We start from the raw sequence: 24,896 nt of genomic DNA, 5'->3' as shown, positions 1-24,896 counted from the left end.
ACCCCACCCTTACAGGTGAGTGCACTGGGGCCGGCAACCGAAGATCCAGACTCAACGAGCCCGTACCTTCAGATACCCAACAGCGTGCCCGACCCGACCGATCCCTCACCACGTTCCACGCCGAAGCAGTACTAGCAGTGAGTTACCTGTCGTGCCGAATAGTCAACGTTCCACCCTTGAGCAACCACCGTCGAACATTTGCCGACGAAATGGTCTCTGGATTCCCCGAAGGAAACCTAGATGCTCCTTAGAAAGGAGGTGATCCAGCCGCACCTTCCGGTACGGCTACCTTGTTACGACTTCGTCCCAATCGCCAGTCCCACCTTCGACAGCTCCCTCCCACAAGGGGTTGGGCCACCGGCTTCGGGTGTTACCGACTTTCGTGACGTGACGGGCGGTGTGTACAAGGCCCGGGAACGTATTCACCGCAGCAATGCTGATCTGCGATTACTAGCAACTCCGACTTCATGGGGTCGAGTTGCAGACCCCAATCCGAACTGAGACCGGCTTTTTGAGATTCGCTCCGCCTCGCGGCATCGCAGCTCATTGTACCGGCCATTGTAGCACGTGTGCAGCCCAAGACATAAGGGGCATGATGACTTGACGTCGTCCCCACCTTCCTCCGAGTTGACCCCGGCAGTCTCCTGTGAGTCCCCATCACCCCGAAGGGCATGCTGGCAACACAGAACAAGGGTTGCGCTCGTTGCGGGACTTAACCCAACATCTCACGACACGAGCTGACGACAGCCATGCACCACCTGTATACCGACCACAAGGGGGGCACCATCTCTGATGCTTTCCGGTATATGTCAAGCCTTGGTAAGGTTCTTCGCGTTGCGTCGAATTAAGCCACATGCTCCGCTGCTTGTGCGGGCCCCCGTCAATTCCTTTGAGTTTTAGCCTTGCGGCCGTACTCCCCAGGCGGGGAACTTAATGCGTTAGCTGCGGCACCGACGACGTGGAATGTCGCCAACACCTAGTTCCCAACGTTTACGGCGTGGACTACCAGGGTATCTAATCCTGTTCGCTCCCCACGCTTTCGCTCCTCAGCGTCAGTAATGGCCCAGAGATCCGCCTTCGCCACCGGTGTTCCTCCTGATATCTGCGCATTTCACCGCTACACCAGGAATTCCGATCTCCCCTACCACACTCTAGCTAGCCCGTATCGAATGCAGACTCGGGGTTAAGCCCCGAGCTTTCACATCCGACGTGACAAGCCGCCTACGAGCTCTTTACGCCCAATAATTCCGGACAACGCTTGCGCCCTACGTATTACCGCGGCTGCTGGCACGTAGTTAGCCGGCGCTTCTTCTGCAGGTACCGTCACTTTCGCTTCTTCCCTGCTGAAAGAGGTTTACAACCCGAAGGCCGTCATCCCTCACGCGGCGTCGCTGCATCAGGCTTTCGCCCATTGTGCAATATTCCCCACTGCTGCCTCCCGTAGGAGTCTGGGCCGTGTCTCAGTCCCAGTGTGGCCGGTCGCCCTCTCAGGCCGGCTACCCGTCGTCGCCTTGGTAGGCCATTACCCCACCAACAAGCTGATAGGCCGCGGGCTCATCCTTCACCGCCGGAGCTTTTAACCCCGCCCCATGAGGGACAGAGTGTTATCCGGTATTAGACCCCGTTTCCAGGGCTTGTCCCAGAGTGAAGGGCAGATTGCCCACGTGTTACTCACCCGTTCGCCACTAATCCACCCCGAAGGGCTTCATCGTTCGACTTGCATGTGTTAAGCACGCCGCCAGCGTTCGTCCTGAGCCAGGATCAAACTCTCCATGAATGTTTTCCCGTAATCGGGAGAGCACCATGCAAGAGCGGAACAACCAGGTCGGAATATGACCGGTTGTTCACAGCGTCCTCGCTGATGTTGCCTACCCGGTCCGAGGACCGTGCAGGACTTTTCAAAGGAACCACCAACCTGCGTGATGCAGGCCGGGGTATCAACATATCTGGCGTTGACTTTTGGCACGCTGTTGAGTTCTCAAGGAACGGACGCTTCCTTCGGTCCCGTTTCGCCGGGGCCCTCCGGGCGCTCCCCTTCGTTCTTGCGTTTCCGACTCTATCAGACTCTTTCGTGTCCGATTCCCGGTGGAAGCGGGTTACTGCGGTACTACTTTATCCGCTTTCCAGTTCTTCGCTTTCGCGTTTCCCTTTCCGGCGAGTCCGACTCTATCAGGCCTTTTCCGTGTTCCTGACCGGGGTCCTCGCGAGCATGCGAGAGCATCAGTCAGAGTTACAGTCTGGGCTTGGGAGTCGCTGCCGATCCCGGACTCTGAAGTCCCGTTGGGGTCAGGCAGGGGTACGACAGTACAGGCGACCGTGAGACGAGGCAAATCGTTTGCGGTACACCTCTAGGTCTGCCAACCGGCAGCTCTCGGGCGGAACCGGGACTTCATATGACTTACGCTGCTGATCAGTACGCCGCCCCCGATCAGCCGTGGCGGTGACCATCAGGATCCCCACCCCTGGGAGGCTCTCCATGACCACAGTGACGTCCCCTCTTGCCGGCCGCGCCATCGGGCTCACCGCGGTTCCCGACCCCGTGTTCTCCGGAGCGATGGTGGGTCCCGGCACCGCCATCGACCCCGTGCGCGAGCCCTCCGAGGCCGTCTCACCGGTCGACGGCATCGTCGTCTCCCTCCACCCGCACGCCTTTGTCGTCGTCGACGACCAGGGGCACGGAGTGCTGACGCACCTCGGGATCGACACCGTGCAGCTCAACGGCGAGGGCTTCGAGCTTCTCGTGAACAAGGGTGACACGGTGACCCGCGGTCAGGGCATCGTCCGCTGGGATCCCGCCGGCGTCGAGGCCGCCGGCAAGTCCGCGATCTGCCCGGTCGTGGCCCTGGAGGCCACGGCCGATTCCCTTTCCGACGTGCGCGAGGACGGCGACGTCAAGGTCGGCGAGACGTTGTTCGGCTGGCAGTGACACCCTCGGCGCAGTGACCAGCCAGTTGGGTATCCACCGCGACGGTGCAACCGCCGCACAATCGGAGACGGGTGAAATGGAGACAACGCTGCGAGGCGTCGGCGTGAGCCACGGTGTGGCGATCGGCGAAGTTCGGCACATGGGTACGGCGGTGCTCGAACCCCCGGCCAAACAGATTCCCTCGGACGAGGCGGAGCGCGAGCAGGGGCGTGCCCGCCAGGCCGTGGAAGCCGTTGCGGCCGACCTCATCGCGCGCGGCAATCTGGCGGGGGGCGAGGCCCAGCACGTGCTCGAGGCCCAGGCCATGATGGCGCAGGACCCCGAGCTGATCGCCGATGTCGAGCGTCGTATCGCCGTCGGCAGCACCGCCGAGCGCGGTGTCTACGACGCGTTCGCCGCGTACCGCGCTCTGTTGGCCAATGCCGGTGAGTACCTGGCGGGCCGGGTCGCCGACCTCGACGACGTCCGTAACAGGATCGTGGCTCGGCTGCTCGGAGTCCCGATGCCAGGTGTGCCGGACAGTGACGAGCCGTACGTGCTGATCGCGCGTGACCTGGCCCCCGCCGACACCGCGCTGCTCGACCCCACACTGGTTCTCGGCTTCGTGACCGAGGAGGGCGGGCCGACCAGCCACAGCGCGATTCTCGCGCGGGCACTCGGGGTGCCGGCCGTCGTGGCCCTCCCCGGCGCCGGTGAGATCGCCGAGGGCACGGTCGTGGCGGTGGACGGCAGCACGGGTGAGATCTTCGTCGAGCCGAGCCAGGAGAAGCGCGCCGAGATGGAGAGCGCGTCGGCGGCCCGCAGGGCGGCACTGTCGGCCGTGACCGGCCCCGGCGCCACCTCGGACGGTCACAAGGTGCCGCTGCTCGCGAATGTCGGTGGCCCCGGAGATGTTCCGGCGGCTCTGGAGGCAGGTGCCGAGGGCGTCGGGCTGTTCCGTACGGAGTTCCTCTTCCTGGACGACAGCAAGCAGGCGCCCTCCGAGGAGAAGCAGGTCGAGGCCTACCGCGCGGTGCTGGAGGCGTTCCCCGAGGGGCGCGTCGTCGTGCGGGTGCTGGACGCCGGTGCCGACAAGCCGCTGGAGTTCCTGACGCCCGCCGACGAGCCCAACCCCGCGCTGGGTGTGCGGGGGCTGCGCAGTCTGCTCGATCACCCGGATGTCCTTCGGACACAGCTGACCGCCCTGTCGCGCGCGGTCGAGGGTCTGCCCGTCTACCTCGAGGTCATGGCCCCGATGGTGGCCGACCGCGCGGACGCGAAGGCGTTCGCCGATGCCTGCCGTGAGGCGGGGCTGCAGGCGAAGTTCGGTGCGATGGTGGAGATTCCGTCCGCCGCGCTCCGGGCCCGGTCGATCCTGCAGGAGGTGGAGTTCCTGTCGCTGGGCACCAACGACCTGGCGCAGTACACCTTCGCGGCCGACCGTCAGGTGGGAGCCGTGTCCAGGCTCCAGGACCCGTGGCAGCCGGCGCTGCTCGACCTGGTCGCGCTCTCGGCCGAGGCCGCCAGGGCCGAGGGCAAGAGCTGTGGGGTCTGCGGTGAGGCAGCCTCGGACCCGCTCCTGGCGTGTGTACTGACCGGTCTGGGTGTCACCTCCCTGTCGATGGGTGCGGCGTCCATTCCCTATGTGCGGGCGACGCTGGCGAAGCACACACTCGCGCAGTGCGAGCGCGCGGCGTCCGCGGCGCGTGCGGCGGACTCCGCCGACGAGGCTCGGCTCGCGGCGCAGGCGGTGCTGTCGGGCGAGTGACGCCGTCCGCCGCACGCGGTCGGATGTGAAGGGGTTCCCGCCGGTTTCGGCGGGGACCCCTTCGGTCTGCCGGGGGTCAGTGGTGGGCCTCCGGTTCGTCGGTGCCGAGGTCGAACCCCGCGCAGTACTCGACGCCGGATTCCGGGGACACGGGTTCTCCCGTGTCGGCGTCGGTGCAGTAGGCGCTGAACACCTCGCCCGCAGTGAGCGGGAGGAGGCTGCCCCGGTGCAGGCGCCATCCGTGCACCCGGTCCGGGCTGCCGGGCGCGGTGGTGCGCAGGACGACGCCACCCTGGGTCTCGAGCGCGACTCCCACGGCGAGCACGGTGGCGAACTCCGCCCCTTCGGAGGACGGGAGCCGGGCCGGGCCGTCCGTGTCCTGCGAGGTGTGGAGGACGGCCAGGAGTTGTTCGTCGCCGGTGGGTGTGCTGCAGACGATGTGATGGGTGCCCGGTCCCGCCGTCCCCAGCAGACGCATCAGGAGGTGCGACGCCCGGTCGAAGGCGGCCCGGCCGATGTCCTGCCCGCAGTCGGCGCAGTCACCGAGTCCGGAGAGCAGCATCGTGGCGTACTCCCATGTCGCGTGGCGGACGGCCCGTGAGACGAGGAGCGGGATCAGTGTGTCGATGGGCTGGCCGGTGTAGGCGACCGTGGCGCCGGCTGCGGCGATCTCGGCGGTGAAGCGGCTGCGGCTCGTGCGCGCGTCGGGATCGAGGCCCGACTCGGCGCAGAACTGCGCGTAGTCCTCGGGGTCGAAGAGTGCGACGGTGGTGTGCATGCCCTGGGCCGTGAGCGTGCGCAGCAGCCCCTCGACCTGTCGGAGGTAGACCGCGTGGTCGTCGAAGGTGAAGCTGCGGTAGTGGCGCATGGCCGCGAAGTCCTCGGCGTCGACCAGGAGGCCGACGGTGCTGGGTGCTTCGCGGCGCAGTGCGCGTCGCATGGACGGTGCAAAGCCCTGACGGCTTCGCCCGGTCGGTTTGATGTGCGCCATGAGTCCCCCTGTGCGCTGCGAACGATTGCTCACTCAGAGTAATCAGAGGGACTGACAGCGGTCGTGCGGGCGGCGGGGTCAGTGGCGCTCGCGGGCGAGGTTCTCGTAGAAGTGGAGGAGTTCGAGGTTGTCGACGGACCCCGGGTTCACCGCCTTGGCCAGGGTTGTCCCCTGGAGCAGTCGCTTGACCGGAACCTCGATGCGCTTGCCGGTGAGGGTGTGGGGGATGCCGGGGACCTCGATGACCTCGTCCGGGACGTGGCGGGGTGAGAGGTTCTCGCGGATCGTCCGCTTGATGCTGTCGCGCAGCTCGTCGTCGAGCGTGGCGCCCTCGGCGAGGTGGACGAACAGAGGCATCCAGTAGCCTCCGTCCGGCTCTTCGAGGCCGATGACGAGGGACTCGCGGATCTCGGGGAGGCGTTCGACGGCCTCGTAGATGTCGGCGGACCCCATCCGGACGCCTTGCCTGTTGAGGGTGGAGTCCGAGCGGCCGTGGATGACGACGGAACCGCGGTCCGTGAGGGTGATCCAGTCCCCGTGGCGCCAGACGCCGGGGTACACGTCGAAGTAGCTGTCGTGGTAGCGGCTGCCGTCGGGGTCGTTCCAGAAGCGGACGGGCATGGAGGGCATGGGCGCGGTCACGACGAGCTCGCCGACCTCATCGGTGAGCGGTTTGCCGGCGGGGTCCCAGGACTGGAGGTCGGTGCCGAGGCAGGGGGCCTGGAGTTCGCCGATGTGGACCGGCAGGGTGGGTACCGCGCCGGCGAAGCAGCTGCAGACGTCCGTGCCGCCGCTGACGGAGGCGATCCACAGGTCGGCACCGCTCTCGTCGAACTCGTCGTGGAGCCAGCGGAAGCCGTCGGGCGGGAGCGGGGAGCCGGTGGTGGCTACGCACTGGACACGGCTGAGGTCGTGGTCGCGGGCCGGGTGGACGCCCGCTTTCCGGCAGGCCATGACGTACGCGGCCGACGTGCCGAAGAGGGTCGCTCCGGTCTGTTCCGCGACGCGCCACTGGGCGCTGATGTCGGGGTGGCCGGGGCTGCCGTCGTACAGCACCACGGTGGTGCCGGTGAGCAGGCCGGAAACCAGGAAGTTCCACATCATCCAGCCGGTGGAGGTGTACCAGAAGAATCGGTCGTCGGGGCCGAGGTCGCAGTGCAGCCCGATCTGCTTGAAGTGTTCGAGGAGGATTCCGCCCTGGGACTGCACGATCGCCTTCGGGAGTCCGGTCGTGCCGGAGGAGTACAGAACCCACAGGGGGTGGTCGAAGGGCACCTGCTCGAAGACGGGTTCGGTGTCGGAGGCGGTGAGCTCCGACCATTCGAGGGCGCCCTCGGGTGCGTCCGTGCCGAGCAGCGGGATGTGGACGACCGCGCGCAGGGTGGGGAGTTCTCGGCGGAGTTCGGCCACGGCGTCGGTGCGGTCGTGTTCCTTGCCGCCGTAGCGGTAGCCGTCGACGGTGAAGAGGACGACGGGTTCGACCTGCTGGAACCGGTCCAGGACACTGCGGGCGCCGAAGTCGGGGGCGCACGAGGTCCAGACGCCGCCCACCGCGGCGGTCGCGAGGAACGCGACGACGGCCTGGGGGATGTTGGGGAGGTATCCGCCGACCCGGTCCCCGGGGGTGACGCCGAGCGCTCGGAGTGCAGCGGCCAGCGAGGCCACCTGCCGACGGAGTTCGGACCAGCTGACGGGTGCCTGGGTGTGGGTCTCGTCGACGTACAGCAGGGCCGGGGCGTCCGCGCGGAGCGGGTCGTCGGCGGTGCGCAGCGCGTGTTCGGCGTAGTTGAGGGTGGCACCGGGGAACCACTGGGCGCCGGGCATGGCGCGGTCGCCGATGACGGTTTCGTACGGGGTGGAGAAGCGTACGTCGAACCAGTCGGCGACTGCCTTCCAGAAGGTGTCGAGTTCGTCGACCGACCAGCGGTGCAGTGCCGCGTACCCGCCGTCGGCGGGTGCTCCGTGGTGCTCGGCCGCCCAGCGCTGGAAGCGTGTGACGGCGGCGGCCTCGACACGTTCGGGCTGGGGCTGCCAGAGGGGGGCTTCGCCGGCTGCTGAGGTCATGGAGGCTCCCTGGCCTTTCGGGGTGTACGCGGGGTGTGCGTAGGTCGCGCGCACGGGCTGGGGTGTGCGCGTGAACGGCTGTGACGGACGATGCCATGTGATCGTCCCGCGCACCAGGGTCCGCCTGCCATGGTTGCGTGTCCGGCTGTGTGGTGGAGCCACAGGTGAACGGAAGCTGAACGGAGCACGCTTGTGTCCGTGCTTGTGTCGGGGCGGATGGCAAGGTGGCCGCATGGATGGTCGTGACCTGGTGCGCTCGGTGAAGATGGTGGGTTCCGTACAGGGGATGCGTGCGGTGCGCTCGGCCTGGCGGCACCGGCGTGCGGATGCCCGGGGGCTGGTGCCGCGCGGTGCGGAGCGGGCCCGTGTGCCCGGCCTCCTGGTGGGCGCGGAGCCGGGGCCGGGCGGCGGGGTGGTGCGGTTCGCCCGCTCGGAACTGCTCGTTCGGGTGGCGGTGGGCGGTGCGGTGTTCTGGTCGTGGGACGGCGCCGGACCGCTTCCCTCGTACGCCCTGCCGGGAGCCGGTCCGGAGGCGGATCCGCGGGCGTCCCTGGAACCGGACACGAACGGCGGCTGGCAGGTGGTGTCGGAGCGGCTGACGGTGGTCGTGTCACGGCACGGGGCGGTGGAACTGCGTACGCCGGGTGGGGTGTTGTTGCGCCGGGAGCTGCCGCCGCGCTGGTGGGAGCCGGTGGAGGGGGGTGCGGCCCGGTGGGTGCAGCGCTCCGAGGTGCCGGCCGACGCGCGGTTCTTCGGACTGGGCGGGCGTTCCGGGGGGCCGAGGCTGAGGGAGGGCACCTACCGGTTGTGGAACACCGATCCCGGTGGGCGTTTCGGTCCGGGGGACGATCCGCTGTATCTGACGATGCCGGTGCAGCTGGTGGTCTCCGACGCGGGGACGCATCTGGTCTTCCACGACAACTCGTGGTCGGGCGGGGTGACGCTCCGGGAGGGCGAGGAGGGTGCCGGTTCGGGGCACGACCGGCCCGGCACCTGTGAGGTGCGGATGGACGGCGGTCCGCTGCGCTGCTGGGTGGTCGCGGGTACGCCGGCCAGGGTCCTCCGGGGCTGGACGGGGCTGACGGGTGCGCCCGCGCTGCCGCCGTCGTGGGCGCTGGGGCCGCAGCACGCGCGCTGGGGGTTCGGCAGCGAGCAGGAGGTGCGGCGGATCGTCACGGGTTACCGGGAGAGGGGACTGCCTCTGTCGGTGCTGCACCTGGACATCGACCACTACGACGCGCACCAGGTGTTCACGGTCGACCCGGAGCGGTTCCCCGGTCTTCCCCGGCTGGCGAAGGAGTTGCGCGAGGAGGGCGTGCGACTGGTGTCGATCGTGGACCCGGCGGTGCGGGCGTCGGTGGGCAACGCGGTGTTCGACAGCGGCATGGAGGTAGGTGCGGAGGGTGCCTTCGTCCGGGATCCGCAGGGGCGGCCGGTGCTGGGTGAGGTGTGGCCGGGAGAGTGCGTCTATCCGGATTTCACCGATCCACAGGTGCGGGAGTGGTGGGGCGGGCTGTACGAGGAGCGGCTCGGCCAGGGGTTCGCCGGGGTGTGGCACGACATGAACGAGCCGGTGTCGTTCTCGGCCTTCGGGGATCCGTCGTTGCCGCGTTCGTCGAGGCACGCGCTGGAGGGCAGGGGCGGGGACCATCGCGAGGCGCACAACGTGTACGCGATGGCGATGGCGAGGGCCGGGTACGAGGGCCTGCGCCGGCTGCGTCCCGAGGAGCGGCCGTTCCTCTTCTCCCGTTCGGGGTGGGCGGGGATGCAGCGGTACGGGGGCACGTGGTCCGGTGATGTGGCCACCGGCTGGCCGGGGCTCCGGGCGTCTCTGGCCCTGGTGCTGGGGCTGGGGCTCTGCGGGGTGCCGTATTCGGGGCCCGATGTCGGCGGGTTCGACGGGTCGCCGTCGCCGGAGCTGTATCTGCGCTGGTTCCAGCTGGGCGCGTACATGCCGTTGTTCCGCACGCACTCGGCCATCGACGCGGGGCGCCGGGAGCCGTGGGAGTTCGGGCCGGAGGTGCTCGCGCATGCCGGGCGGGCGCTGGAGGAGCGGGAACGACTGCTTCCGTATTTCGTGACGCTGGCGCAGCTGGCCCGGCTGACGGGTGCGCCGTACGTGCGGCCCTTGTGGTGGGGTGCGCCGGGGGACCGTGAGCTGCGGGACTGCGAGGACGCGTTCCTGCTGGGTGATGCGCTGCTGGTCGCCCCGGTGCTGGAGGAGGGTGCCGGCCGTAGGTCGCTGCGGCTGCCGCGTGGCCGCTGGTACGACACGGCGACCGGGCGCGCGTACGAAGGCCCGGGGCAGGTGGTGGTGGAGGCGCCGCTGTCGCGGATTCCGGTGCTGGCACGGGCGGGTGCGGTGATCCCGGTGCGGAGCCCGGAGGGGGATCTGGAGCTGGAGGTGTGGGCTCCGCCTGTCGGGCGTGCCGGGGGCGGGCTGGTCGTGCGGGACATGGGCGACGGGTGGGAGCAGGCCCAGGTGGAGCGTTACACGTCGCGCGTCGGTGCCGGGCGTGTGGTGGTCGAGCGGGACGGTGCGGAGGAGTCCGTGCCGTATCCGGTGCGTGTTCGGGGGCTGCCGGGCGTCGCTCAGCCGTAGTCGCCGGCGAACCAGGCGCGTACGGCCCGGGTGTGCAGGGGGAAGGCGAGTTCGTCCGGAGTGTGCAGGACGTCGTGTCCCGAGGTCTCGTCGGTCGGTGCGGAGGGCGGGAGTTCCTCCGCGGGGCGTGGCGGGAGCAGTCCGAAGATCAGCAGGTGGCCGTCCGGGGAGCTCATGGCGTCGGCGAGGCGTACGTCCGTCTCGTCGGCGCGGATGCCGGTCTCCTCGCGCAGTTCGCGTACGACGGCGTGGCGCCAGTCCTCGGTCTCGTCGATGTAGCCGCCGGGCAGCGCGGTTCCGCCCCGGTGCGGCGGGATGTCGCGGGTGATGACGACGAGGCCGGTACCGTCGGCTCCGGTGACGGGCAGCAGGGCCACGGCGACGGGCAGCGGGTTGCGGTAGGCGGTACGGCCGCAGGCCGTGCAGGTACGCGGCCAGGTCTCGGAGGTGTACGGGGCCCCGCAGTTGCCGCAGTGGGAGTCGTTCACGGGCGGACTGTATCCGATCACCCTTCTCTTGCGGCGCCGAAGCTGATAGACGGTGTGCCCATGACAGGAATTGCTCGTGCTCTCCGTGCCCTGGCCGCCGCCGGCGCCGCTCTGCTCGCCGTGACGGCCGCCGCCCCGGTCGCCGTGGCCAGGCCCGAACCCAAGGCTCCGCCGGAGTTCGTCGACCTGCGCGCCGTCGATCCGACGATCATCACGGAGATGCGCTACACCACCGCGCACAACTTCATGGGCGAGCCGGTGGACGGCTACCGGCAGCCCGTCTGCATCCTGACCCGGCCCGCCGCTCTCGCGCTGCGCACCGCCCAGCGGAGCCTGCTGCGTCAGGGCTACTCGCTCAAGGTGTACGACTGCTACCGGCCCCAGCGCGCCGTCGACCATTTCGTACGCTGGGCCGAGGACCTCGACGACCAGGCCATGAAGGACGAGTTCTATCCGCTGGTCGACAAGACGCGTCTGTTCGAGGACGGTTACATCGCCGAGAAGTCCGGACACAGCCGGGGCAGCACGGTCGACCTCACCCTGGTGAAGCTGCCCGCTCCGCCGACCCGGCCGTACGAGCCGGGCGAGGAACTGGCACCGTGCTACGCGCCCGAGGGCGAGCGCTTCCCGGACAATTCGGTGGACATGGGCACGGGGTACGACTGTTTCGACACCCTGTCGCACACGGACGACCCCCGGGTGCAGGGAGAGCAGCGCGCCAACAGGCAGTTCCTCAAGTCGAAGCTCACGGAGCTGGGTTTCGTGAACCTCGCCGAGGAGTGGTGGCACTTCACCTACAGGCCGGAGCTCTTCCCCGACACGTACTTCGACTTCCCGGTGGCGAGGCGTTCCGTCGCGGGGCACTGACACCCGGACGGTGAACGGGCGACCAGGACCACCCCCGTGGGCTCCGGCCGCCCGTTCTCCTTCTCGGACGCGGAACTGACGTGTCCGGTTGCCGGCCGAGCCGTTACGGTGCCCTCATGTCACAACAGACGTTCGATTCGTACGAAGAGTTCTGGCCGTACTACGTGGCCATGCACTCCAGGGCGGCGACCAGGTGGGTGCATCTGACAGGGACGCTGACCGGTCTCGCGCTCACCGCGTACGGCCTGGCGCGCGGCCGCAAGCGGTACGCCCTGGCCCTGCCATTGATCGGGTACGGGACCGCGTGGCCGGCGCACTTCCTCATCGAGAAGAACAATCCGGCGACGTTCGGGAACCCCGCGTGGTCGCTGCGCGGCGACGCGCAGATGATCCGGATGATGCTCGCCGGGCGGGACGCAGAGCTCGCCGCAACCGCGGCCGAGTGGCTCGCCGAGAACCGGTGATCTCCTGGTGCGCGCAGGGTTGACGGGCCGTCACTCCGGGTGAAGACTCCTTCCACGCCCGCCCCCCGCACCGTACGCGCGGTCCGTACCCCGGTCGGCGGGGGTACGGGCCGCGTCCCGTGCGGGTGTCAGGTCCCCGCGGGCTCCCGGACCCGGTCGGCGTGCACCATGGCGTGTTCGACGACCGCGACGAGTACGTCCCGTACGGAGGCCTTGTCGCGCGCGTCGCAGATCAGCACGGGGACCTCGGCGTCGAGGTCGAGTGCGGCCCGGATCGTCTCCGTCGGGAACTGCTCGGCGTTCTCGAAGAGGTTGACGGCGACAGTGAAGGGGATCGCCCGGCGCTCGAAGTAGTCGACGGCCGCGAAGCAGTCCTCGAGTCTCCGGGTGTCGGCGAGGACCACCGCTCCCAGGGCGCCCTGGGCCAGCTCGTCCCAGAGGAACCAGAAGCGGTCCTGTCCGGGCGTGCCGAACAGATAGAGGACGAGGTCCTCGCGCAGGGTGATGCGGCCGAAGTCCATGGCCACGGTCGTCGTGCTCTTGCCCTCGACCCCCGCGACGTCGTCGACGGGACGGCCCGCCTCGCTCAGCCTCTCCTCCGTGCGCAGCGGTCTGATCTCGCTGACCGCGCCCACCAGGGTCGTCTTGCCCACGCCGAAGCCGCCCGCCACCAGGATTTTCAGGGTAACGGGCTCGACGGGCCGCTTTCTGCGGCTAGAGCGCCCGAAGGCCATTGATCACCTCGCGAAGAATGCTCACGTCCGGCAGCTCGGCCGGCGGAACGGGACGGGTGACATGCACCAGTTCGTCCTCGACGAGGTCACCGACCAGGACCCGGACCACCCCGACGGGGAGGTCCAGCCCGGAGGCGAGTTCGGCGATCGACTGGGGCATGTCGCTGCACAGTTCGACGATCTCCACGTGTTCCGGGGAGAGCGTCTGGTCCCGGCCGGGATCGTCGGCCGCCGGTTCGGGGACGACGATCGCGATCAGGTCGAGACGATGACGGGACGCGCTGCTGGTACGCCCCCGGGTCATCGCGTAGGGCCGGACCACCGGACCCGCTTCGGCGTCGTACCAGCGCGAGGAACCCGCTTCGGCGGACGCGGGGGGTGATCCGGGCGCGGTGTCCCGGACGGAGTCAGCGCTCATCCCCTCGCCTCACCCTCCGGCGGGCAGACCGTTGGTCCGGGGGGCGTTGGCCAGGTGGACCCCCACGCGCTTGACCATCAGGGTCATCTCGTACGCCACCTGTCCGACGTCCGAGTCCGACTCCGCCAGGACGGCGAGGCAGCTGCCGTCACCCGCCGCGGTGACGAAGAGGAACGCCTCGTCGAGCTCGACCACCGTCTGGCGGACCCGGCCGGCGTCGAAATGGCGGCCGACCCCCTTGGCCAGGCTGTGGAATCCGGAGGCGACGGCCGCCAGGTGCTCGCTGTCCTCGCGGGTCAGGTCCTGGGACGTGCCGGTGGCGAGGCCGTCGCTGGAGAGCACCAGAGCCTTGCGGATGCTCGCGACGCGCTCGACCAGTTCGTCGAGGAGCCAGTTGAGTTCGCCGGAGCCCTGGCGTGCGGCGTTGTGTGCTGCTGCGTTCGGTGCGGTCATCGACCGTCCCCTCCCGGAGTGGTTCCTGGTGCTGTCTCGCCGGGGCCGGTCACGTCCTCGGCGTTCTGCCGACGGCCGCGCTGCCAGCCGCGTTGTAGCGAGGCCATGCGATTGCGTACTTCGTCCGCGTCACGTTCGAGGTCGTCGTCGGTGTCGGCGGGGGCGTGACCGGAAGTCCGTCCTGCGGAGTCCTCCCGGAGCTGTGGGGCGAGACTGGCCTGCCGGACCCTGCGCGGGAGGCCGCCGATCGTGTCCGGGGCCGCCGGCCGGGGTGCGGACCGGAGCCGTACCGGGGGCTCGTCGGCCGTGGACGCTCCCGGACCGGGCTCCGCGGCCGTCCCGCCCGGGCCTGTGCCCTGGGGGAGCCCGTCGGTCGTGCCGTGGTGGGAACGGCCCCCGTCGCCGATGCGGCGTCCCTGGTCGCTGACGAGTGTCGGCGGCTTGCGGCGCGGCAGGGGGACGGGTCCGGCGGGCCGCATCGGCCGGACGTCCGCGGAGCGGCCGTCGGACGCCTGCTGGTGCTGCTCCCGGTCGGCCTCACGGCGCAGGTCGCGGGCCCGGAAGATGCCGCCTCGCTCGCTCTCGGTGTCCTCCAGGTCGGACACGCCGTCGAGGACGGGACCGAGGGCCGGATCGAGCTCCCTGTCCCGTGCCGGGTCGGTGAACCCGAGTGTGCCCACCGGGCCTTCGAGTTCGACGGGGCCGTCCAGCACGGACGGGTCGGTGAGACCGGTGGGGACCGGGGAGAGCCCCGAGGGCCTGCCCGGGACGTCCGTGTCCGCGATGCCGTCCCTGCGGGCCTTGTCGCTGCCGGGCGCGTTCCTGCCCGGCCGACCGCCGCCTATCGCCTTCTCGGCCCGCCGGTCGAGGCGGAAGCCGGTGCCGTGGGTGTCGGGGGCGTCGGTGAGCAGCTGCGCCGGGATGAAGACGACCGCGGTCGTCCCTCCGTACGGCGAGGTCTGCAGCGACACCCTGACGTTCTGCCGCTGGGCGAGCCGGCTGACGACGAAGAGGCCGAGCCGGTCGGTGTCGGAGAGCTCGAAGTCGGGCGTCTCCGCGAGCCTCAGGTTGGCGTCGAGGAGGATCTCCGGCGCCATGCCGAGGCCTCGGTCGTGGATCTCCAGGGTGAATCCGTTGGCGACCCGTTCACCGTGCACCTGGACAGCGGTGTGCGGGGGTGAGAACACCGTGGCGTTCTCCAGCAGTTCGGCGATGAGGTGGGTCAGGTCGGCCACGGCCGGGCCGCCGACACCGATGCGGGGCAGGCGGCGGACCTCGATGCGCTCGTAGTCCTCCACCTCCGCGACCGCCGCCCGCACCACGTCCATCAGCTGGATCGGCTTGCGCCACTGCCGGGACGGGGCCGCCCCGGAGAGGATCACGAGGCCTTCCGCGTGGCGGCGCATGCGGGTGGTGAGGTGGTCGAGGCGGAAGAGGTCGGCGAGCTCGTCGCCGTTCTCGGTGCGCCGCTCCATGGTGTCCAGGAGCGTCAGCTGGCGGTGCAGGAGCACCTGGTTGCGGCGTGCGAGGTTGACGAAGACCTCGGACACCCCGCGACGCATGTCCGCCTGCTTGACCGCGGCCTCGACGGCGGCCCGCTGCAGAGTGTTGAGCGCCTGTCCTACCTGGCCGATCTCGTCGCGCTCGTAGCTGAGGTGGGGGGCTTCGGTCTCGACGTCGACCTGTTCACCCGCGGCCAGCCGCCGCATGACGCTGGGCAGCCGCACCCCGGACACCTCGTGGGCGTCCTTGCGCAGCCGGGAGAGGTCACGGACGAGCTCGCGTCCCACGCGCACGGAGACGAAGACCGAGACGAGCAGGGCGACGAATCCGAGGACTCCGGCGCCACCTGCCCGGATCAGGACGCGGTAGCCGGCGGGTTCCGCGCGGTCCTGGAAGCGGTTGGACATCTCGGTGCCGTCGTTGGCCAGGCGCTCCAGGACCGGCGGGGCGACTTCCTCCCAGCGCGCGGAGTCGACGGCGCCCGGCTCGGTGATCGGCCCCGCGGCGATGAGCTTCTGCTCCGTCGTCCGGAGCGGTTCGGTGTCGGGGCTGCCCCAGTACTGCTCCATGCGCGTGCGTTCACTGGCCGGCAGGAGCTCGAGGTTGACCTCGTACAGGAGCTTGCGGCTGGCGGCGAGGTCGGAGACGACGCGGAGTTCGGGTGCGCCGAGGCGTCCCGCGATGAGGCCCGAAGCGATCAGCGCGTCCTCGCGGGAGAGCATCTCGCGGGCCCGGGAGATGCCGACCAGCGCCCGGACCTGCTTGTCCATCGAGACGTTCTCCATCGTGTGGAGACCGTTGAGGAAACGGTAGCAGGGGTCGACGAGGCCGTTGTAGAAGGCGAGGGCCCTGGTCCGGTCGATGGTGCGCCTCTCGACGGACCCGCGCAGCGCGTCCAGGCCGTCGATCTCGCCGAGGATCGAGTCGAGCTGGGCCTCCGAATCCGGGCTGAGCTTGTCCCGGACGTCCGTGCTCCTCGCGCTCTGCCTGACGTCGGCCACGACCCTGTCGGTCACGGCGCGCCGACGGCGCAGAAGGGGGAGGGCGTCGGAGGCCCGTGGATCGGCGAGGAAGACGAGCGTCTGGCGCCGTTCGCCCTGGACGGCGCGGATGGTGTCTTCCAGCGGGTGGCCGACCTGCTCCACGATGGCACTGGCGCCCATCAGCTCGCCGGCCTCACGGCCGGTGACGTAGGTGGCGAAGACCCAGAGGCCCGTGAGGGAGGCGAGCGGCACCAGGAGCAACGCCACGATCTTCCTGCGGATGGACTTCCCGCGAAAGCGCATGGCCTCCCCCAGCTCGGCCCCGCACCGCGGGGGTGTTCGTGTCGGCGTTCCGGGCGGTTCCGGCTGCCCGGTCTTCCTGGATGATCCGGCGTTCTGCCGCGGCCCACCGGGCGCCTGCCCCGTGTTCCGTCAACAAACGGCGCGAGCCTACTACTGACTCCCCGGTAACTCGAAGACGTGTCCGGACGATTTCCGGCCGCTCTTTCCTGCGTTGTTCACCAGTTGTCCCGGTATTCCCTGCGAAGAAGTTCGCGAAAGCGACAGAGAATCGCTGGACGGACGCGGTGCATCCACACAAGGCAGTTGGCTGGAATTCTTCGTTCCGTGACCTTTCGGGGCTGGTTGATGCCTCCTGGCGGGAATCTTCGCGGCCTTGCGTTCGTCCGTACGTACGGGGCAGAAGAACCTCACGGGGGTACGTGCGACAGGCGAACCGCTCGGTCCGCGTAGAACGGTCGCGAGGCGGGAAGCCACCCCTTGTGCCGGACAGTGATGGGGAGTTGAGGTCCTTGGACACGGACGAGCGCCGGGGGACGGCGGCACCACCGGCGGCCGGCGCGTCAACGGATGCCGCGGCCGGTGCCAGGATTCCGCGGCAGCTGTGGGTCGAGGAACCCGCGATACGGCGGAGAATGCCGGACCCGGTGAGGACGGCGGCCGTGCGGGCCGTCCTCATCATGTCGCTGACCATCATTCAGGCCTTGGTGGCTTTCCTGTGCACGCTGGCCGGGTCATGGCTGGCCTTCCCCATGGTGCTGGGCGGCGTGGCGAGCACGGTGGTGGCGACATGGTCGGTGCTGGACGTCTGGGTGACCCGTCAGGTGTGGAACCAGCGCAACGGCGTGGTCTCCGTGCCCAGCAGCACGGCGCGGCGTATGCGCCGGGAGCGGCGGACCGCCAGGCGCGGCGCCCGGGCCAGGGCGCGCGGGGAGGCCCGGATACGGCGCCGGGGCGAAGGCAGGCTCTCGCGGGCCTGAGCGCCTCCGCCCCGGCGTCCTAGCGCCCGTCCGAGGCAGGTGCGGGTTCCAGGTGCGCGTCCGTGCGCGTGTCCGTCATCTCCGTGCGCATCTCAGGGACGGCGGTCCCCGGAGTGCTTCCGGGCGTCCCGCCGGTCCTCTTGAACATGCGGGTCGCGGTGATCTCGCCGTGGACGGTCTCGCCCTCGGGGTCCTGCTGCGGCAGTCCGGGCCTGAGGTGCTCCTCCACGCTGATGTACTTCAGTCCCGCCCTGAGGTCCGCGTCGTTGCGGAGGCGGATGACCAGCGGGAACTCGGCGAGTGCCGTGGTGTCGAACAGCCCGGTCGTGTACAGCAGCTGGACGCCCAGCGCGTCGGAGACCGCGCGCTGCAGCTCCAGCAGGTACGTGGCGTTGGCACGGCCGATGGGGTTGTCGAGGAAGAGCGTGCCGGCGTGCCGGTGCCGGTCGCGGCCCCGGTCGTTGCTGCGCAGGGCCGCCATCGTGCAGTACAGCGCGATCGCGGCGGTGAGCAGCTGGCCGCCGGAGAAGACGTCGCCCATCTGCCCGACCGGGACGCGCTCGGCGCGGAGCACCGCGTCCGGCTTGAGGATCTCCACGGCGATGCCCTTGGGCTGCAGCGCCGCCTGCACACCACGCAGCAGGAGGGACATGCCGTCCCTGCGCAGGTCGGAGTTCTTCTTGAGGGCCGCGTGCGTTGCCTCGTCGATGACCTCGCCGAGCCTCTCGGTGAGCGTGGCCTGGTCGGGTTCCTCGAAGCGGATCCGCAGGAACTCCTGCCCGGACCACTCCCCCAGGCCTTCGGGAAGCTGGGACAGCCGCTGCGCCGAGCGGAGCGTCGTGAGGGCCGACTCGACCAGCCCGCGGAGCCGGTCGACGATGGACTCGCGGTTGCGTTCCAGCTGGGCCAGCTCGTCGGTGAGCACGCGCAGCCTGGGCGCGAAGGCCGCGGCCCACTTCTCCGCGTGGTCGGGCAGAGCGGTGGCCGGGAGTTCCCGGATCTGCTGCCGTGCCGGGGTGCGGACCTGCTCGTAGCGTGTGGAGTTGGCGTGCCGTACGAGGACGTCGCTCGCCTCGCGTACGGAACCCTCGGCCGCCGAGAGATCGGTGGCGCAGCCGCGCAGTGAACGGCGCGCCTCGGCGGCGGACTGCCTGGCTTCCTCGAGGGTCCCCGGGTATGGGTCGGGGGAATCGGTCTCGTCCTCAGGGCCGTGGTCCCTGAGCAGGTCGCGCAGGAGCGCGGCGGTCTCGTCGAAGCCGCTCGCGGAGTCCTCGGTGGTGCGGTGAGCGCGGAGCAGCTCGGCATGGGCCGCACGCGCGGTGTCCAGTGCCTGGGCGGCGGTGGCGAGTTCGGCCGTGGCCGTGCGGAGCAGGGTCTGCGCCTGGTCGGCGTCTGCCGGGGCGAGGTCGGCGGGCAGCTCGGTGTGATGCGGAGCCTCGTCGGCGGGGGCGAGCCGTTCGGCCTCGCCCCGCAGCCGGCCGAGCTGCTCGCTGGCGGTCGACGCACGGGTCTCCAGCAGCTGGACCAGGGACTCGGCGCGGGCGGAGGCCGCCTGCCGGGAGGGCCCGTCGGCTCCGTCGGTCCCTTCGAGGAGCTGCGCGGCTCGGGTGCGGACCTTGTTGGTCAGGCGGTCGAGCTCCGCCAGAGCGGCGCTCTCGTCGCTCTCGGCGCGCGCCTGTTCGGCACGCAGGTCCGCTCCGACACCCACCTTCTCGTACAGCTGGGAGGCAGCCCGGTACGCCTCGCGGAGGGCGGGCAGGGAGGTGCGTGCGGCGGAGGCGTCGGGCTCCGGCAGGGATTCCGGGGCGCCGGCGATCTCGGCGCGCTCGGCACGCAGGGCGCGGGCGGTGCGGTGGGCGTCGTCCGCGGCGCGCTGTGCGGCCCGGCGGTCCTCGTCGGCGGCGCGTGCCCGCTCAAGATATGCCGTGGCCCGTGCCTCGGACTCGGCCGCCTCGTCGGTCAGTTCACGCAGTCGCGCCTGCCAGCCCGCCCGGTCGCGGAGCCGGTGGGCGAGTCCGGCGAGCGCGTCCGCGGCGCGGCGTGCGCGCTGGGCCGCCTCCTGGCGTTCGTCGCGGACCCTCGCGGCGTCGGCGGCGGCCTCGTCGGCCTCGGCGCGCACGGTACGGGCCTCGGCGAGTTCGGCTTCCGCGGTCCGAGCGGCGGCGCGGGCCGTGCGGGCGGCTTCACCGAGCTCGGCGAGCATTCCGGGCGGGCAGTCGGCCCGCCAGGAGCCGATGCGGGCGGCGAGGGAGCGGTCGGCGGTGAGCCGGGCTGCGAGCGATCTGATGTCCTCGTCGCGTGCCGCTGCCCGCTCCCTCAGCGCCTGGCGCTCCTCGTCGGCGGCGTGTTCGTCGTGCATCGCGGGGTTGGGCGGGACGAGGAACACGCCGTCGTCGGCGGCGCCACCGGGTGCGGGCACGGGCGCGAGGAGTGCCTTGGTGGTGCCGACCGCCACGGCCGACCTCGGCAGCAGGGCGGCGGCGGCCAGGACCTCGCGGGCGCGGGTGTGTGCGTCCGGGTCGGTGATCACGACGCCGTCGACGAGCTCGGGCCGGGCGGCGAGGACCGCCGCGTGGTCGGCGGGGTCCACGGCCTGCGCGAGGTAGCGCCAGCCGGGCAGCGCCGGGATGCCGTGCTCGCCGAGGTGTTCGACGGTGGCGAGGACGTCGGGCCCCGGGGGCAGCAGTCCCCCGTCGCCGAGGGCACCGAGGATGCGGGAGTCGTCGGCGGCTGCGGTGCGCAGGTCGAAGAGCCTGCGTTCGGCGGCGGTGACGCTCCTCTCGAGGAGCTCCCTCAGTTCGTCGGCGCTGTTGTCGAACTCCTCGGCCGTGAGGGACCTCGCGTCGCCGGAAGACGCTTCGTGCGGGCCGTCGGTGGTGTCGTCCGCCCCGGAGGCGGCGCGGCGGGGATGGGGGACACCGGCTCCCGCTGCCGTGGGCAGACCCAGCAGGTCGGTGAGACGGTCGTCGGCGGCGATCGACTCGGCGGCCCTGCGCTCGGCCTCGTAGGACTGTTCCGCGGCCTGGGCGGCATCGGCCCCGCGGGCCGCCGCGAGCTCGGTGCGGCTCTCCGCCGCCCCGGCTTCCCTGGCCTGGTCGGCGGTGGCACGGGCGGCTTCGCGCGCGGTGTCCCAGGCCGCGACCGCGGTCTGTTCGGCGTCGTTCGCGGCGAGGGCGGCGCGTGCGGGGTCGGCGTCCGGCGCGGTGTCGTCGAGCCAGCCGGCCCGTACGGCCTCCGCGGTCTCCTGCTCGACCTCGGCGAGGCGCTGGCGCAGGTGCCCGGCCTCACTGCGGGCGCGCTGGGCCTCGGTGGCGGCGGTGGTGGCGTCCCGGTGCGCCGTCTCCCCGGTGGACTGGAGGGTCGCCGAGCGCTCCTCCTCCTCCTCGGCCACCCGCTCCCCCGCCTCCGCGGCGGTGTGCAGGGCACGTACGAGGTCGGCGGCGGCTGTGGCGCGTGCGGCGAGGGCCGGGGCCGCGTCGCGCTCGGCCTCCCGGATGGCGACGGCGACGCGGGCTGAGCGGTCTGCCGCGGCCCGGTGGCGCAGGACCGCTTCGGCGGCCTGCCAGGCGGAGTGCAGGGTGCGCGCCTCGCCCAGCTCGCGGCGCTGGGCCGCCGCGCTCTTCTCGGCGGCGGTCAGGGCCAGCGAGGCGTGCCGGTAGGCCAGTTCGGCAGCGATCAGGTCCCGGTGGCCGCGGGTGGCCTCGGCCTCGGTGACGGTGTGGGCGGCTGCCGTGACCTGCCGGGCGAGCTCGCCGGTGCGGCCGCGCTCCTCGGCGGCCCGGCCGGAGAGCCTGCGGGCGAGGGTGCGGGTGCGCCGCTCGGCACCGGCGTGGATGTCGCGGCTGCGGGCCCTGGTCGCGGTGGCGTCGACGATCCGGCCGAGGAGGTCGACGGAACCGGCGGTGAAGTCGCGTTCGGCTGTGAGCTCGGCGCGGCGGCCGAGCTTGTTGCCGAAGCCGCTGACGAGGTCGGCGAGGCCGTCCGTGTCGCGGGTGTCGGTGACGGCCCGCAGCAGCAGGTCGGTGAAGTCGGAGTCCTTCTTGACGGCGAAGAGGCCGGCGGCCTCGCCCTCGTCGGCGTTCATCTCCCTCTGGTAACGGAAGAGTTCGGGGTCGAGTCCGAGGTCGCCGAGGTGTTCGTTCCAGCGGTCGTGGATCTCCTCCCAGTGCACGTCGAGGTGCGGGTAGAACTTGCCGGCGTCGGTGAGGGCGTCGCGGAAGCCCTTCATGGTGCGGCGCCTGCCACGTGCGGTCGAGACGCCTTCGGCGGGCCGGCCCACCGAGCCGGCCTCGGAGACGGGGAGGCTGTCGAGGCCGAGGCCGGGGCCCGGGCGGAAGGAGTACCAGGCCTCGGCGAACTTGCGCGGGTCGTTGGAGACCTGCCGGCCGCGCCATTCGCTGACCTTGCCGACGACGACGCATTCACCGGTGAGTGTGTGCTGCCACTCGAGGGCGACGTGTCCGCAGTCGTCGGCGAGCAGGAACTTGCGCAGCACGCCGGAGCTGGCTCCGCCCAGCGTGTTGCGGTGGCCCGGCAGCATCACCGAGAAGATCAGCTTGAGCAGGACGGACTTGCCGCCGCCGTTCTCCAGGAACAGCACACCGGCGGGCGCCGGGCGACGTGGCGGGCCGACGGGCTCGTCCTCGAAGAACTCCGCCTGGGCCGGGGCGGGCCTGGGCACCGGCTGACCGACACCGCGCAGGTCCAGCACGGTGTCGGCGTAGCGCGCACCGGCGGGTCCGATGGAGTAGAGGCGGACCCGGGACAACTCGTACATGGCGGCGGACTCTCGTCGTTCAGGCGGGGGGGGCGGGCGGCTGCGGCTGGGGCGGTTCAGGAGTGGAAGGGGAGGCCCGCGTCTGCGGCCAGTTCCAGGCCTTCGGTGTCGGGCGGGGGCAGCAGGGTGGCCGAGCCGTCCGAGACAGGGACGACTCCGAGTTCCAGCAGCTCGGCCATGGCGGCGCTGCCCGCCATGTCGCGTACCTGGAGCTGGTATCGGGCCGTGGTGCGGTAGGCGCCGCCCGCGTCGTCCCCGGTGCGCTGGAGGAAGCCGGAGTCGGTGAGGAAGACGACGGCCTTGCCGATGATGCCGGTCGTGGAACCGGCGAGCCTGCGGGCGTCCTTGGTCGCTCCGGTGGAACTCCGGCGGGAGTAGACCCGCCACCCGGACTCCAGGCCGGGGGCGTCGGTGGCGGGGTCGGTGTTGTCCCCCTGTTCCTCCGCGCGTTCCTCCAGACGGTGGCAGGCCTGCCGGACGAACGCGTCGACGCCGTTCACCGTGATGCGGCCGATGTAGGAGTCGTCGGCCAGGTCCTCGGGCCGGGGGAAGGCCATGGCGGCGACGGCCAGGTGGGCGAGGCCGTGCAGGAAGCGGTCGGCGGAGTCGGAGGACGCGCGGCGGGCGTAGTCGCCCATCCGGACGGCGAAGACGGAGTCCTCTCCGGCGGTCACGGCCATACCGGCGCGGGTGGAGACCTCCAGGACGACGAGTCCGAGGCCGGTGGCGACGGCGTCGGCGAGCCGGGCGAAGGCGGGCTCCTCCCGGTAGCGGCGGAGCAGCTCGGTGTACTCGGAGTCGCGGGCGGGCATCAGCTTCGGCTGCAGCCCGAAGGAGACCAGCCGGGCCGCGTCGGCCGCGTCCGCCGGGGTGACAGCGGCGGGAGCGGCCGGCCGTGCGGCGTCGGCCGCGTGCGTGGGGCGCGGGTCTCCCCACGCGTCGGTGTGCTCGGCGTGCTGCTCGCTCAACTCTGTGACTCCTCGGTACGGGTGCCGCGCTCGGGCGGCTGGGGGTGGGGGGTCGGGCCGTCGACGCTCACGAGGCGTCCTTGCGGTCCGCGGCCATGCCCGCCGCGTCCAGCAGGGCCGTGCCCACTATCAGGTCGGCTCCGCCGAACTCGTGGTCCTCGAGCGGGGTGCCGTCGTCGACGGCGAACAGCAGCCGGCGCTCGCCCTGGCGGTAGGCCGTGCCGACCGGCGGACTGGCGGCGTGGACGACGAGCAGCGCGACCAGGTAGGGAAGCTCGGGGTCACGCAGCCGGGCCTCGGCGAGGAGTCCGGAGAGCCTCCGCGGGAGGTCGTGGTCGAGGTCGAGCAGTTCCATGGCCGCGGAGAGCTGTTCCTCGCTGAACCGGCTGTCGTCCGGGGTGGCGATGAGGTCGGGCTCGGGCATCTCCGCGCCCAGGTGCTCCCGCTCCACCGGGGGCATGAGCAGCAGGTCGACGAGGTCACCGACGCGGACCGAGGTGGGGGTGCGCAGCCCGGTGCCGTGCGCGAAGAACGCGTCGGTGGCCCTGGTCGCCTGTTCGACGGGGAGTGGCAGCAGAGGTGCGACGAGCTGGCCGTACAGGTCGAGACCGGTCCGCGCGGTGGGGGCGGCGAAGGCCTGCCGGTCCTGCTCGGCGCGGAACAGCGGCCCGGCCTCCAGCAGCCTGGACTGGAGCTGGGTGTGGCGGCGGATGCAGTCCTTGACGATGTCGACGAGCTCGGCGGCGCGGCGCTTGTGCTCGGGTTCCTCGGCCTCGTCCCTGGCCTTGCGGATGTTGGTGAGGATCGCGTTCTCGTGTCGGTAGCGGTCGGCGACGTGGTCCAGGGCCTCCGTGATCATGTCGGGGACCGCGTTGAGCCAGTCGACGGCGCGGACGTTGCGCCGGGTCGCCTCCAGCGTCCTGCGGAGCGTCTCGGCGTACTGCACGGTGCGGTAGCGGGCCTGTTCGGCGGCGAGCTGCGCGTCCGCGAGGCGGCCCCTGCTGATGAGGACCTCCAGCTTCACCTCGGCGGCGATCTGGGCGCTGGTGACGTCCGTGTCCAGGGCGCCGACCAGGACGTTGACCGCTTCGTCGGTGGCTCGGAGATAGACGGTGCCGCCGTGGCCCGGGACCTCCTCGACGAGCTTGAAGTCGTAGTCCCGGCGGATGTAGACGCCGTCGGGCCCGAAGGTGCCGTAGACGGCGCGGAAGCCGCGGTCCACGCTGCCGACGTTGATCAGGTTCTCCAGGACCCAGCGCGCGACCCGTTCGTGCTCGGTGGCGGGCCGGCCGGGCGCCTGGGCCGCGACCCGCGGGAGGAGCCTGGCCACTATCTGGTCGTGGTCGGCACCGGTGTCGAAGTCCATGTTGAGCGTGACGAGGTCGATGGCGGCGAGGGCTACTTCGGCCATGGCGTAGACCGTGTACTCACCGGCCAGATTCGTCTTGCGCACGTCGAGGTCGTGCAGGGGGGCGGTGCATGCGAGCGCGCGCAGCCGACGCGAGAGCCCCTCATCGGCAGCGGGTCCCGGAGCGGGCCTCGGTCCCGCGCTGAGCTGGGGCGCAGCGGTCTGGGTGTCGGCAGGCGAAGTCACGCTGCACAGATTAGGTCCTCACACCGACAACGGTCGA

At 70.9% G+C, this 24,896-nt stretch carries 16 protein-coding genes and 1 rRNA gene; 6 read left to right on the top strand and 11 right to left on the bottom strand.

Features of this window, described 5'->3' with window-relative positions:
• Positions 1–251 precede the first annotated feature (251 nt).
• Positions 252–1,777: ribosomal RNA gene (locus P8A20_RS31845) — 16S ribosomal RNA — on the bottom strand.
• 699 nt (positions 1,778–2,476) lie between these two features.
• On the opposite strand from P8A20_RS31845, the gene P8A20_RS31840 reads away from it, so the two are divergent.
• The gene (locus P8A20_RS31840; protein ID WP_147962461.1) at positions 2,477–2,926 is read left to right on the top strand and encodes a PTS sugar transporter subunit IIA; all 450 of its coding nucleotides are present in this window, start codon (positions 2,477–2,479) and stop codon (positions 2,924–2,926) included.
• Positions 2,927–3,002: 76 nt separating this feature from the next.
• Positions 3,003–4,673: a phosphoenolpyruvate--protein phosphotransferase gene (ptsP, locus tag P8A20_RS31835; protein WP_147962460.1), complete on the top strand. Its 1,671-nt coding sequence runs from the start codon at positions 3,003–3,005 to the stop codon at positions 4,671–4,673.
• Between the two features lie 76 nt (positions 4,674–4,749).
• Here ptsP and P8A20_RS31830 read toward each other — a convergent pair whose 3' ends face one another.
• Positions 4,750–5,664, bottom strand: a complete 915-nt coding sequence (locus tag P8A20_RS31830; RefSeq protein ID WP_306104730.1) for a DUF8829 domain-containing protein — start codon at positions 5,662–5,664, stop codon at positions 4,750–4,752.
• A gap of 78 nt (positions 5,665–5,742) precedes the next feature.
• Positions 5,743–7,728, bottom strand: a complete 1,986-nt coding sequence (locus P8A20_RS31825; RefSeq protein WP_306104729.1) for an acetoacetate--CoA ligase — start codon at positions 7,726–7,728, stop codon at positions 5,743–5,745.
• A 232-nt stretch (positions 7,729–7,960) separates the two neighbouring features.
• Here P8A20_RS31825 and P8A20_RS31820 point away from each other — a divergent pair, with 232 nt between their 5' ends.
• Positions 7,961–10,330 (top strand): glycoside hydrolase family 31 protein, encoded by a 2,370-nt coding sequence (locus P8A20_RS31820; RefSeq protein WP_306104728.1) that lies wholly within the window; start codon positions 7,961–7,963, stop codon positions 10,328–10,330.
• On the opposite strand, the gene P8A20_RS31815 is transcribed toward P8A20_RS31820, so the two are convergent.
• The gene (locus P8A20_RS31815; RefSeq protein ID WP_315986007.1) at positions 10,321–10,839 is read right to left on the bottom strand and encodes an NUDIX domain-containing protein; all 519 of its coding nucleotides are present in this window, start codon (positions 10,837–10,839) and stop codon (positions 10,321–10,323) included. The genes P8A20_RS31820 and P8A20_RS31815 overlap by 10 nt on opposite strands.
• 39 nt (positions 10,840–10,878) lie before the next feature.
• On the opposite strand from P8A20_RS31815, the gene P8A20_RS31810 reads away from it, so the two are divergent.
• Both P8A20_RS31810 and P8A20_RS31805 read left to right on the top strand, forming a co-directional pair.
• Positions 10,879–11,685 (top strand): M15 family metallopeptidase, encoded by an 807-nt coding sequence (locus P8A20_RS31810; protein WP_147962455.1) that lies wholly within the window; start codon positions 10,879–10,881, stop codon positions 11,683–11,685.
• A gap of 116 nt (positions 11,686–11,801) precedes the next feature.
• On the top strand, positions 11,802–12,149 hold the full coding sequence (locus P8A20_RS31805) for an Mpo1-like protein (protein ID WP_147962454.1): 348 nt from the start codon (positions 11,802–11,804) through the stop codon (positions 12,147–12,149).
• 128 nt (positions 12,150–12,277) lie between these two features.
• Here the strand turns inward: P8A20_RS31805 and P8A20_RS31800 are convergent, their stop codons facing one another.
• The 4 genes from P8A20_RS31800 to P8A20_RS31785 are packed head-to-tail and all read right to left on the bottom strand — an operon-like array spanning position 12,278 to position 16,543.
• Positions 12,278–12,883, bottom strand: a complete 606-nt coding sequence (locus P8A20_RS31800; RefSeq protein WP_147962453.1) for a GTP-binding protein — start codon at positions 12,881–12,883, stop codon at positions 12,278–12,280.
• Positions 12,864–13,301: a DUF742 domain-containing protein gene (locus P8A20_RS31795; RefSeq protein WP_147962452.1), complete on the bottom strand. Its 438-nt coding sequence runs from the start codon at positions 13,299–13,301 to the stop codon at positions 12,864–12,866. The genes P8A20_RS31800 and P8A20_RS31795 overlap by 20 nt, the downstream gene beginning before the upstream one ends.
• A 9-nt stretch (positions 13,302–13,310) precedes the next feature.
• Positions 13,311–13,754, bottom strand: a complete 444-nt coding sequence (locus P8A20_RS31790) for a roadblock/LC7 domain-containing protein (RefSeq protein WP_147962451.1) — start codon at positions 13,752–13,754, stop codon at positions 13,311–13,313.
• Entirely contained in the window at positions 13,751–16,543 is a 2,793-nt protein-coding gene (locus P8A20_RS31785; RefSeq protein WP_306104727.1) for a sensor histidine kinase, read from the bottom strand. Before P8A20_RS31785 ends, P8A20_RS31790 begins: the two co-directional genes overlap by 4 nt.
• A 509-nt stretch (positions 16,544–17,052) precedes the next feature.
• Here P8A20_RS31785 and P8A20_RS31780 point away from each other — a divergent pair.
• A complete protein-coding gene (locus P8A20_RS31780) occupies positions 17,053–17,520 on the top strand; it encodes a hypothetical protein (protein ID WP_371606597.1) in 468 nt (155 codons plus the stop codon).
• Between the two features lie 19 nt (positions 17,521–17,539).
• On the opposite strand, the gene P8A20_RS31775 is transcribed toward P8A20_RS31780, so the two are convergent.
• The 3 genes from P8A20_RS31775 to P8A20_RS31765 all read right to left on the bottom strand — a co-directional run bounded on the left by P8A20_RS31775 (position 17,540) and on the right by P8A20_RS31765 (position 24,859).
• Positions 17,540–22,297 (bottom strand): coiled-coil domain-containing protein, encoded by a 4,758-nt coding sequence (locus P8A20_RS31775; RefSeq protein WP_306104726.1) that lies wholly within the window; start codon positions 22,295–22,297, stop codon positions 17,540–17,542.
• A 56-nt stretch (positions 22,298–22,353) separates the two neighbouring features.
• A complete protein-coding gene (locus P8A20_RS31770) occupies positions 22,354–23,265 on the bottom strand; it encodes a hypothetical protein (RefSeq protein ID WP_147962449.1) in 912 nt (303 codons plus the stop codon).
• Between the two features lie 67 nt (positions 23,266–23,332).
• Entirely contained in the window at positions 23,333–24,859 is a 1,527-nt protein-coding gene (locus P8A20_RS31765; RefSeq protein ID WP_306104725.1) for a hypothetical protein, read from the bottom strand.
• Positions 24,860–24,896: the final 37 nt, after the last annotated feature.

It is taken from the genome of Streptomyces sp. Alt3 (assembly GCF_030719215.1).
In the GTDB taxonomy this organism is placed as follows: Bacteria; Actinomycetota; Actinomycetes; order Streptomycetales; family Streptomycetaceae; genus Streptomyces; species Streptomyces glycanivorans.
This window is presented reverse-complemented; position numbering and strand designations above follow the sequence as displayed.